The 8,877-nt window shown below is 69.5% G+C and carries 12 protein-coding genes; 6 read left to right on the top strand and 6 right to left on the bottom strand.

Annotated elements, in window-relative coordinates; translation table 11 throughout:
* The 3 genes from mnmD to motA form a co-directional block, all read right to left on the bottom strand.
* On the bottom strand, window positions 1–735 hold a 735-nt coding region (gene mnmD / locus JWP28_RS08435), incomplete at its 3' end, for a tRNA (5-methylaminomethyl-2-thiouridine)(34)-methyltransferase MnmD (RefSeq protein WP_299542003.1).
* 79 nt (window positions 736–814) lie between these two features.
* Window positions 815–1,087: a hypothetical protein gene (locus JWP28_RS08430; RefSeq protein WP_299542001.1), complete on the bottom strand. Its 273-nt coding sequence runs from the start codon at window positions 1,085–1,087 to the stop codon at window positions 815–817.
* Window positions 1,088–1,283: 196 nt separating this feature from the next.
* Window positions 1,284–2,162, bottom strand: coding sequence for a flagellar motor stator protein MotA (gene motA, locus JWP28_RS08425; RefSeq protein ID WP_299541999.1), 879 nt, complete (start codon window positions 2,160–2,162; stop codon window positions 1,284–1,286).
* A 103-nt stretch (window positions 2,163–2,265) separates the two neighbouring features.
* On the opposite strand from motA, the gene JWP28_RS08420 reads away from it, so the two are divergent.
* Window positions 2,266–3,576 carry an MFS transporter gene (locus JWP28_RS08420; RefSeq protein WP_299541997.1) on the top strand — a complete coding sequence of 437 codons (1,311 nt, stop codon included), beginning with the start codon at window positions 2,266–2,268 and terminating at the stop codon, window positions 3,574–3,576.
* On the opposite strand, the gene JWP28_RS08415 is transcribed toward JWP28_RS08420, so the two are convergent.
* Window positions 3,573–4,889, bottom strand: a complete 1,317-nt coding sequence (locus tag JWP28_RS08415) for a lytic murein transglycosylase (RefSeq protein WP_299541996.1) — start codon at window positions 4,887–4,889, stop codon at window positions 3,573–3,575. The genes JWP28_RS08420 and JWP28_RS08415 overlap by 4 nt on opposite strands.
* A 145-nt stretch (window positions 4,890–5,034) precedes the next feature.
* Here JWP28_RS08415 and ykgO point away from each other — a divergent pair, with 145 nt between their 5' ends.
* Together ykgO and JWP28_RS08405 are read left to right on the top strand one after the other, a co-directional pair.
* Window positions 5,035–5,160 carry a type B 50S ribosomal protein L36 gene (ykgO, locus tag JWP28_RS08410; protein WP_111456358.1) on the top strand — a complete coding sequence of 42 codons (126 nt, stop codon included), beginning with the start codon at window positions 5,035–5,037 and terminating at the stop codon, window positions 5,158–5,160.
* Between the two features lie 11 nt (window positions 5,161–5,171).
* Entirely contained in the window at window positions 5,172–5,780 is a 609-nt protein-coding gene (locus JWP28_RS08405) for an HAD family phosphatase (protein ID WP_299541992.1), read from the top strand.
* Here JWP28_RS08405 and folE read toward each other — a convergent pair.
* Window positions 5,777–6,370: a GTP cyclohydrolase I FolE gene (folE, locus tag JWP28_RS08400; RefSeq protein WP_299541990.1), complete on the bottom strand. Its 594-nt coding sequence runs from the start codon at window positions 6,368–6,370 to the stop codon at window positions 5,777–5,779. The two genes, JWP28_RS08405 and folE, sit on opposite strands and share 4 nt — an antisense overlap.
* A gap of 128 nt (window positions 6,371–6,498) precedes the next feature.
* Between folE and JWP28_RS08395 the strand changes: the two genes are divergently transcribed.
* The 3 genes from JWP28_RS08395 (at window position 6,499) to JWP28_RS08385 (ending at window position 7,865) form a co-directional block, all read left to right on the top strand.
* Window positions 6,499–6,768 carry a DUF2312 domain-containing protein gene (locus tag JWP28_RS08395; protein WP_299541988.1) on the top strand — a complete coding sequence of 90 codons (270 nt, stop codon included), beginning with the start codon at window positions 6,499–6,501 and terminating at the stop codon, window positions 6,766–6,768.
* Complete coding sequence (locus tag JWP28_RS08390) at window positions 6,765–7,091, top strand: hypothetical protein (RefSeq protein WP_299541987.1); 327 nt, start codon at window positions 6,765–6,767, stop codon at window positions 7,089–7,091. The genes JWP28_RS08395 and JWP28_RS08390 overlap by 4 nt, the downstream gene beginning before the upstream one ends.
* 96 nt (window positions 7,092–7,187) lie before the next feature.
* Window positions 7,188–7,865: a PEPxxWA-CTERM sorting domain-containing protein gene (locus tag JWP28_RS08385; RefSeq protein ID WP_299541985.1), complete on the top strand. Its 678-nt coding sequence runs from the start codon at window positions 7,188–7,190 to the stop codon at window positions 7,863–7,865.
* A gap of 95 nt (window positions 7,866–7,960) precedes the next feature.
* On the opposite strand, the gene JWP28_RS08380 is transcribed toward JWP28_RS08385, so the two are convergent.
* Window positions 7,961–8,877, bottom strand: a 917-nt coding sequence (locus JWP28_RS08380; protein WP_299541983.1) for a sigma-54 dependent transcriptional regulator, incomplete at its 5' end; no start/stop codon positions are given.

The following is an 8,877-nucleotide window of genomic DNA, read 5'->3' as shown; positions in this document are numbered from 1 at the left end:
GGCCACAGGGTCCGACCCCATGCCGGGCCGGCGCGCGGCCAGCCGCTCGCGCTTGCGTCCGAAGCCGGGCTGTTTCTCCACGGTGAAACCCGCGGCGGCCAGGCCCCGGCGTACGGCGCCCGCAACTGTGAAGGTCGCCGCCACGGCCCCCGGCGCCGAGCGTCCCGCCACCAGGGCCAGGACCTCTTCGCGCCACATCGCCGGGTTGCGGGCGGGCGCGAAGCCGTCGAGGAACCAGGCGTCGGCGTGGCCGGACCAGGCTTCGAGCGCGCCGGCGACCTCCGCCACCGCCACGTCGAGGATGACGCCGAGGTCGGGGAACTCGAGCCGATGCAGGCCGCGCGCCTGCCCGGGCCAATGCGCGATCAGCCGCGCCGTCAGCTCCGTGAGTTCCGGCCAGCGCCCAAGCGCCCGGCAGGCGTCCTTCGCAGCGATCGGGTGGGCCTCGACGGAGAAGATGTGCAGGCGCCCCTGCAGCGGCCGGGCGCGGGTCCACAGGTCGATCAGGGCGAGCACGTTCAGCCCGGTCCCGAACCCGAGCTCGCCGACCACGAACCGCCGCCGGCCCCGCCAGGCGTCCGGCAGGCCGCAGCCCTGCAGGAAGACCGCGCGGGCCTCGGCCAGACCGTCCTCGGCGGAAAAATAGACATCGTCGTAGAGCCGCGAGCGCGGTTGGCCGTCGTCGCTCCAGGCGAGCGGGCCTTGAGAGTCGGTGGGGAAGGTCTCGTCGCTCATCGCGGCTTGATACCGCGCCCGCAACGAAAAAGGGCCGCCCCGAGGAGCGGCCCTTCGCTTCGTGATGTCGCGGCGGACCCTACTTCTTCTCGGGCGCAGCCGGGGGCGTGGCAGCCGTCGAGCCGTCGGCAGGCACAGTGGCGGCGGCCTTGTTGGCGTCGGTGGCAGCGTCGGCGGCGGTGGCGGCGGCGCTCTGGGCCGTGTCGGCGGCGGCGGCGGCGGTGGTGGCGGAAGTGGTTGCGGAGTTGGCGGCGGCGTCAGCCTTGTCGGCCGGCTTGCTGCAGGCGGCGACGGAGAGGGCGCCGACGGCGGCGCCGGCGATGAGCAGCTTGCGAAGCAGTTCGGAGTTCATGGTTCAGGGTCCCTGAAAGCGGAGAGTTGCTGACGCCTGCAGGATGCCGCCGGACCGCTTCCCACGTCGGGAGTTGGCCGGCTCAGCGCCCGGGCGCGGAGGGACTATGCCCTGCTTCGCGGGCAGGGCAACCCCTGAACTCACGAGTTCGTGATCACTTTTTGAGCCGCAGGCGTCGGGCGCCCGTGCCTCGGGATCAGGCCGGCGCGCCTTCCGGCGGAATGGTCGACAGCGCCTCTTCCAGCTCCAGGAAGCTCGGCTGGGCGCCGGACGGCACGTTGCCGCGGCCGATCTCGACCGAGATCTGCGCCGCGTTGCCGTGCAGGTGGGCGACCAGCACCGACTGGATGATCTTGTAGAAGGAGCCCTCCTCTTCGAGGACCGCGGACAGCCGCATGGCCATCGGCCCCACCAGGCCATAGGCCAGGAACACGCCCAGGAAGGTGCCGACCAGCGCCGAGCCGATCATCTCGCCCAGGATGGCCGGCGGCTCGGTGATCGCGCCCATGGTCTTGATGACCCCCAGCACGGCGGCCACGATCCCCAGCGCGGGCAGGGCGTCGGCGAGGCTGGTGAGCGCGTGCGGCGCGGCCATCGCTTCGTGGTGATGCTTCTCGAGCTGGGCCTCCATCGCATCCTCGACCTGGTGCGGGTCTTCCAGGTTCATGGTCATCATCCGCAGCGTGTCGCAGATGAAGTCGACCGCGAAGTGGTCCTTCATGATCTTCGGATAGCGCGAGAAGATCGAGCTCTCCCTGGGGTTCTCGATGTGGCTCTCGAGCGCGATGACGCCCTTCGACTTCATGGTTTTGGTCAGCAGGAACAGCAGGCTCAGCAGGTCGCGGTAATCCGCGGGCTTCCACTGCGGGCCCTTGAACACCTTGCCCAGGCCGCTGCCGACATTCTTGATCACGGACATGGAGTTGGAGATCAGGAAGGCGGCGGAGCCGGCGCCCCCGATGGCCATCATCTCGTGCGGCAGCGCGCCCAGGATCACCGCAATGTTCCCGCCGGAAATGATGAAGCTGCCGAACACGAGTCCGAACAGCAGCACGATGCCGATTATCTGAAACATAGCCTCTCCCGCAGGTCCGGGGACCATCGCGGTTATTGTTTAATTTCACGTGGACAGGCGTTCCGGTTTGCGCCCCGCACCGAGGCGGCCTAATCGGCGATTGATGCCCGCCGACACTGCCCAGAGCGCCCTGCCGAAGCGCGCCTTTGCGATCATTTTCGGCGTTTCGGTGGCGACGGCCCTGGGCAACACCGGCCTGATCTCCGTCCTGCCCGCCATCGGCCGTTCGATCGGCATTCCCGACGAGATGGTGGTGGCGATCTTCTCGCTCTCGGCGATCCTGTGGGCCTTCGCCTCGCCGTTCTGGGCCAAGTCCTCGGACCGCTACGGCCGCAAGCCCCTGATCATGGTGGGGCTCTCCGGCTTCATGGTCTCCATGACGGTCTGCGGCGTGGTGGTGAGCGCGGGCCTGCGCCACCTGGCCGCGCCCCTGGTGATCTTCATCTGCTTCCTCCTGGCCCGCGCCCTGTTCGGCCTGTTCGGATCCGCCTCGAACCCCGCCACCCAGGCCTATGTGGCCGACCACACCCCGCGCGAGCAGCGCACCCAGTCCATGGCCAGCCTGGCCGGCGCCTTCGGCCTGGGCACCGTCGTGGGGCCGTTCCTGGCCCCGATGTTCATCTATCCCGTGCTCGGCCTGGCCGGCCCGCTGTTCACCTTCGCGGCGATCGCCGCGGCGATGCTGCTGATCGTCTGGCGCATGCTTCCGGAAAGCACGCGGCGGGCCGAGGACCCACAGGATGAACCGGCCTCCGACGAGCCCGCGGCGAAGCCCCTGCCGATGTGGCGCGACCGCCGGGTGATCCCGTTCCTGATCTACGGATTCATCGTCGCCACCTGCCAGACGGCCCAGCAGCAGACGCTGGGCTTCCTGATCATCGACAAGCTCGGGGCGTCGCCGCTGGCGGCGCAGCGCCCCATCGCCATCGCCATGATGTTCGGCGCGGTGGCCGGCCTGCTCGCCCAATGGGGGGTGATCCGCATGTTCGAGATGACGCCGCGCCAGCTGCTGCGCTGGGGCGTCGCCTGCGCGGCGCTGGGCAATCTGATGGTGGCGCTGGCGCACGACTATTCGACGGTGGTGGCCGGCTATGCGATCGCCAGCCTCGGGTTCGGCTTCGCCCGGCCGGGGTTCACCGCCGGCTCGTCGCTCGCGGTGGGCTGGAAGGACCAGGCCCGCGTGGCCGGGGCGATCGCGGCGGTCAACGGCATCAACGCGGTCTTCGCGCCGGCCTTCATGGCGCTCTACCGCCACGCCCATGCCGCGCCCTTCGTGCTGAACATGGCTCTGATGCTGGGCTTGCTGATCTACGCCTTCGTCAACCGCGGCCTGCGCAACGCCGATCCGGCGCCCGCGACGCGCGAGGACGCCACCCTGGCGACGCTGGAACGCAGCGACGAGGGCGGGGCCTAGGAGACGCCGGCTTCCGTCTTCAGCTTGTCGACCATCACCGGCGAGAGATAGCCGTCGGCGGTGAGCCCGCGCGCCTTCTGCCAGGCCCTGAGCGCCGTGCGGGTGCCCATGCCCACCACCCCGTCGGGCGTGCCCGGCGTAAAGCCCAAGGCGGCCAGCGCGCGCTGCGCGGTCATCCGGTCGGCCAGCGACAGCGGCGTCTCCGCGGGCCACGGCTTCACCAGCGGCCCGCCGCCGGCGATCCGGTCGGCCAGCAGGCCCACCGCCAGCGCATAGGCCACCGAGTTGTTGTACTTGCGGATCACGAAGTGGTTGGGCAGCAGCAGGAAGACCGGGCCCGAGGCGCCGGCCGGCGCCAGCAGCTGGGCCGGCGCGGCCTTGTCGGCGTCGGACCACGGCAGGCCGTCGGCGCGCGTCACGCCCTTGTCCGCCCATTCCTGCGGCGTCAGCTTCGGGCCTTCGCTCAGGCTGAAGTCGAAATCGGCGGGCACAGTCACCTCGCGCGCCCAGCCCTGGCCGGGCGTCCAGCCGCCCTTGGAGAGCAGGCTCGCGGCCGAGGCGAGCGCGTCGGCGGACGAGCCCCAGATGTCGCGCCGGCCGTCGCCGTCCCCGTCCACGGCGGTGGCCAGGTAGGAGGAGGGCGTGAACTGGGTCTGGCCCATGGCGCCGGCCCAGGACCCCTTCAGCTGGGCGCGCGTGGCCTCGCCCGAGGCGATGATCCGCAGCGCCGCGATCAGCTCCCCCTCCGCCCAGTCGCGCCGGCGGCCCTGGGCGGCCAGCGAGGCCATTGAGCGGATGACGTCGAAATCGCCCTGGATGGCCCCGAAGGCGCTCTCCCGCGACCAGATGGCCAGCAGGATCTCGCGCGGCACGCCGAAGCGCTGCTCTATGGCGGCCAGCGCCGGGACTGCGGTGCGATCGTTCTGGCCGGTCGCGATGGGCCCTTCGGTGACCGCGGCCTTGATGTAGACCGAGATCGGCTGGGAGAATTCCGGCTGGCGGCTGTCGCGCGTCGCCACCCGCGGGTCGGGCGTCAGCCCCGCCATCTCCCGGTCCAGCAGCGCCGGCGAAATCCCCGCCTTCACCGCCCGGCCGTAGAAGTCCGCGGCCCAGGCGTCGAAGATCATGTCGCCGGAGGCCGTCGGCGGGCGCACCGGCGAGATCGTCCCCGGCTCGGACGTCGGCGGCGTCGCAGGCGCCTCGACAGGGGGCGGCGGGAGCGGCGCGGGCCGGGGCGGCGGCGGCTTTGCGGTGGGGCTGGCGCACCCGGCCAGCAGGAGGAGGGCGAGCATTAGGCGGCGATGGCGAAGCATCCGTGCGACTCTAACGGGCGTCGACTCCGCGCTCAATCACAACGCCGTCAGCGGCGACATTGACTTGGCCGGACCCTTTCCGTATATCCGCCCGCTCCCGACGAAACCCCCGGACGCCACCGTCCGCGCGCCCGAGATCAAGGTCATGAAGGTCAGAAGCTCGCTCAAGTCGCTCAAGACGCGTCACCGCGACTGCAAGCTCGTGCGCCGCAAGGGCGTCGTCTACATCATCAACAAGACGAACCCGCGCTTCAAAGCCAAGCAGGGCTGACGCCTTCGCCGATGTCCGGACCTAAGGCGGTCATCTGGGACGTCGGCAACGTCATCGTGCGCTGGAGCCCACGCACGCTCTATTCGCAGATTTTTTCCGACCCGGCCGAGTGCGACCGGTTCCTGAGCCATGTCTGCACCATGGACTGGCACATGGCGACCGACCGCGGCGTGACCTTCGCGGAGAACTGCGCCGCGCTGAGCGCCAAGCATCCCGAATACGCCCGGGAGATCGCGGCCTGGCAGACCCGCTGGTCGGACATGTTCTCCGGCGCGATCCCCGAATCCGAGGCGGCCATCGAGGCCTTGCACGCAGCGGGCGTCCGCCAGTTCGTGCTGTCGAACATGAGCCCCGAGACCTACGACGGCACGCTGGCCATGAGCGCGGCCCTCGGGCGGATCGAAGACTTCCTGATCTCCGGCCGGGAAGGGTTCATCAAGCCGGACCCCGCGATATTCCGCCTGGCCTGCGAGCGGTTCGGCTTGGCGGCGGGGGATTTCCTGTTCGTCGACGACGGGGCGCACAACGTCGAGGCCGCCCGCGCGCTCGGCTTCCACGTCCACCACTTCACCGACCCGGCGGCGCTGCGGCCGGCGCTGGAGGCGGCTGGTCTGCTTTAGTGGTCATTGCTGCGGACCAGGTCGAGGAATTCCTGGCGGGTGCGGGGGTCGTCGCGGACCTCACCCAGCAGGTGGCTGGTGGTCAGGCGCGAGCCGGGCGTATTGACGCCGCGCATGGTCATGCAGCTGTGCTCGGAGACCACGACCACGCCGACGCCCTTCGGCTCGAGGATGTCGTGGATGGCCTCGGCGATCTCGGCGGTCAGCTTTTCCTGGATTTGCAGCCGGCGCGCGAAGCCGTTCACCACGCGCGCCAGCTTGGAGATGCCGACCACGCGGTTGCGCGGCAGGTAGCCTACGTGCGCCTTGCCCAGGAACGGCAGCATGTGGTGCTCGCAGAAGCTCACCACCCGGATGTCCTTGAGAATCACCAGCTCGTCATAGCCGCCGACCTCGTCGAAGGTCCGCTCCAGGTAGGCCCGGGGATCGCTCTCGTAGCCGGAGAACAGCTCCTTGTAGGCGCGCGCCACGCGGGTCGGGGTGTCGACCAGCCCCTCGCGGTCGGGATCATCGCCCGCCCATTCGATCAGGGTGCGGACGGCGGCTTCGGCCTGCGCCTGGGTGGGTCCGCTGGTCGGCTGGTCAGACATGGGTTTCCCCCTCCGCGTCGTTGCGTCTCAACGGCTGGCATGCGGTGAAGGTTCATGGGCGGATGACAGGCGGTTGAGCCACAGCTAGGGTCCGCGCCGATCCAACTTTCCAGCTTGAAGAGACCCCCATGGCCGACGACGCCTCCGCCCATCCCGATGTGCTGAACCAGGCCGCGCAAGGCCAGCTCAAGAGCATCGTCGAGCGCATCGAGCGGCTGGAGCTGGAGAAGGCCGAGGTCGCCGAGCAGATCAAGGAAGTCTTCGCCGAGGCCAAGGGCAACGGCTTTGACGTCAAGATCCTCCGCAAGGTGGTGCGCATCCGCAAGCAGGACCGCGCCAAGCGCCTGGAAGAGGACGCCATCCTCGACCTTTACCTCTCGGCGATCGGGGAGATTTGAACCGAAAGCCGCCAGACCGGAAGGCGCCCGACCGCAAGGCTCAGGCGAAGCGAGCGGCGCTGAATGCGCTGAAGCGCGCCCAGCGTCAGGCCGAGCGCGCCGGGGTCAAGCTTTCCGACTGGGAGGGCGAGTTCATCGGCTCGGTGACCGAGCGCCTGAAGACCTTCGGCCGCGCCTTCGGCGACCCGGAGAAGGGCGCGCCGGGCGAGGCGCTGTCGGCGCTGCAGACCGTGAAGCTCAAGGAGATCGCGGCCAAGGCGAAGGGCGAGAAGAAAGTACTCAAGCGCCGGCCGTTCAGGCGGAAATCGAACGCCGGCGGCTGATGGTTCGCCCCAAGGGCGAGGCCAGTTTACGGCCACGGTTCCGCATCGTACTCAGGGCGCCTTGAGTCGAGTAGTTCGTACCGCGTGGAGTTGCATATGAGACGTGTTTTGGCCACCGCCGCAGTGGCGCTTTGCCTGTTGTCCGCGGCGCCCGCGTCCGCCGCCTTGCTGGTCGATCACGGGCCGACGCCCTCGACCGGCTACTACATCGACTGGGCCAGCAACCCCGATCAGTACTTTCTCGTGCAGTTCGACCTGGCCCAGGGCGCAACCCTGACCGACTTCGAGATTTCGACGAACTACTACGAGGCCCCGGGCACCCCGGTCCGCTTGCAGGTGCGGTCGGACGTCGGCGGTCAGCCGGCCGCCACGAGCAACATCTACGACCTGACGAGCAGCATCTCGTCGTTCGGCATCGATCCGGCCCTGAATGGCGTCGGCGACGGCCTGGGCGAGACCAGCATCGCGGGGCTGCACCTCGCCGCCGGAACCTACTGGATCGGCGTTTCGGGGATGGACTGGTCGTTCGGCTGGGGCGCGTTCAACATGGGCGAGGGCAGCGCCCCAAGCGGAGAAGACGTCGTGTTCGGCGGAGGTTCGGCGAACCCTGTCGGCCCTGGGACCTACAGCCTGGGCTATCGGATATTCGGCGAGGTGGATCCGGCCAGCGCAGTCCCTGAGCCAGCGACCTGGGCGCTGATGCTCGTCGGCCTCGGCGGCCTGGGCGCGGTGATGCGCCGTCGCCGTTCGCCGGCGGCTCTCGCTGCGGCCTAGACGCCGCTCTTCAACGTAACCAGGAGGTTGCTCAGCCCGTCTTCGACCTCGCTGCGCCCACCTTCGCCAGCTTGATCAGGGCGGCGAGCCTGGCCTCACGCGACCTGCGCATCAGCTTCATGGGCGGTTTCATCGCCTGCCCCCTTGATGACGTCCTCGAGGCCCTGTTCGCGGACCTTGCGATAGAGCGTCGAGCGGCCGATGCCGAGACGGCGGGCCACCTCGCTCATGTGGCCGGCGTAGATCTCGATGGCGAGCTGGATGAGGTCGCGCTCGATCTCCTCGAGGGTCCGCAGGTGTCCGCGCTCGTCGAGGATGCGCACCGGCACGGCCTGCGGGATGTCGGGCATCAGCTGGCCGCCCACCGGCGTGATGGCGATTGAGGCCGGCGCGCCCTCGGCCGGCGCGGCCGGAGGGGCGACGCCGGAGATGGCCGGGAAATCGTGCGGCTGCAGGTAGGGGGCGTCGGCCAGCACGATGGCGCGATAGACGGCGTTCTCCAACTGGCGGACGTTGCCCGGCCAGTCGAAAGCGCAGAGGTAGGCCATGGTCTCCGGCGTCGCGCCCACCACGGTCTTGCCCTCCTCGACGTTGAATCGCTTCACGAAGGCGTCGACCAGGGCCGGCACGTCCTCCTTGCGCTCGCGCAGAGCCGGCGCCTCGATCGGGAAGACGTTGAGGCGATAGAACAGGTCCTCGCGGAAGCGGCCTTCCTTCACAGCCAGCGACAGGTCGCGGTTGGTCGCCGAGACGATCCGCACGTCGACCTTGATCGGGCGCTTGCCGCCGACCGCGTCGATCTCGCCTTCCTGCAGCGCGCGCAGCAGCTTGACCTGGATGTCCAGCGGCAGCTCGCCGACCTCGTCGAGGAACAGGGTGCCGCCGTTGGCCTCCTGGAACTTGCCCAGGTGCTTGTCGGTGGCGCCGGTGAAGCTGCCCTTCTCGTGGCCGAACAGGATGGATTCGACGAGGTTCTCGGGGATCGCCCCGCAGTTCACCGCCACGAACGGCT

This window comes from Phenylobacterium sp., assembly GCF_028290885.1.
Classification (GTDB): domain Bacteria; phylum Pseudomonadota; class Alphaproteobacteria; order Caulobacterales; family Caulobacteraceae; genus Phenylobacterium.
The sequence above is the reverse complement of the archived record's forward strand: the minus strand, read 5'-3'. Positions and strand labels throughout refer to the sequence as shown.

Coding starts and splice junctions, on each gene's coding strand:
- JWP28_RS08430 (WP_299542001.1), bottom strand. CDS start 1,087: ATGAACTCCGAACTGCTTCGCAAGCTGCTCATCGCCGGCGCCGCCGTC.
- motA (WP_299541999.1), bottom strand. CDS start 2,162: ATGTTTCAGATAATCGGCATCGTGCTGCTGTTCGGACTCGTGTTCGGC.
- JWP28_RS08420 (WP_299541997.1), top strand. CDS start 2,266: ATGCCCGCCGACACTGCCCAGAGCGCCCTGCCGAAGCGCGCCTTTGCG.
- JWP28_RS08415 (WP_299541996.1), bottom strand. CDS start 4,889: ATGCTTCGCCATCGCCGCCTAATGCTCGCCCTCCTCCTGCTGGCCGGG.
- ykgO (WP_111456358.1), top strand. CDS start 5,035: ATGAAGGTCAGAAGCTCGCTCAAGTCGCTCAAGACGCGTCACCGCGAC.
- JWP28_RS08405 (WP_299541992.1), top strand. CDS start 5,172: ATGTCCGGACCTAAGGCGGTCATCTGGGACGTCGGCAACGTCATCGTG.
- folE (WP_299541990.1), bottom strand. CDS start 6,370: ATGTCTGACCAGCCGACCAGCGGACCCACCCAGGCGCAGGCCGAAGCC.
- JWP28_RS08395 (WP_299541988.1), top strand. CDS start 6,499: ATGGCCGACGACGCCTCCGCCCATCCCGATGTGCTGAACCAGGCCGCG.
- JWP28_RS08385 (WP_299541985.1), top strand. CDS start 7,188: ATGAGACGTGTTTTGGCCACCGCCGCAGTGGCGCTTTGCCTGTTGTCC.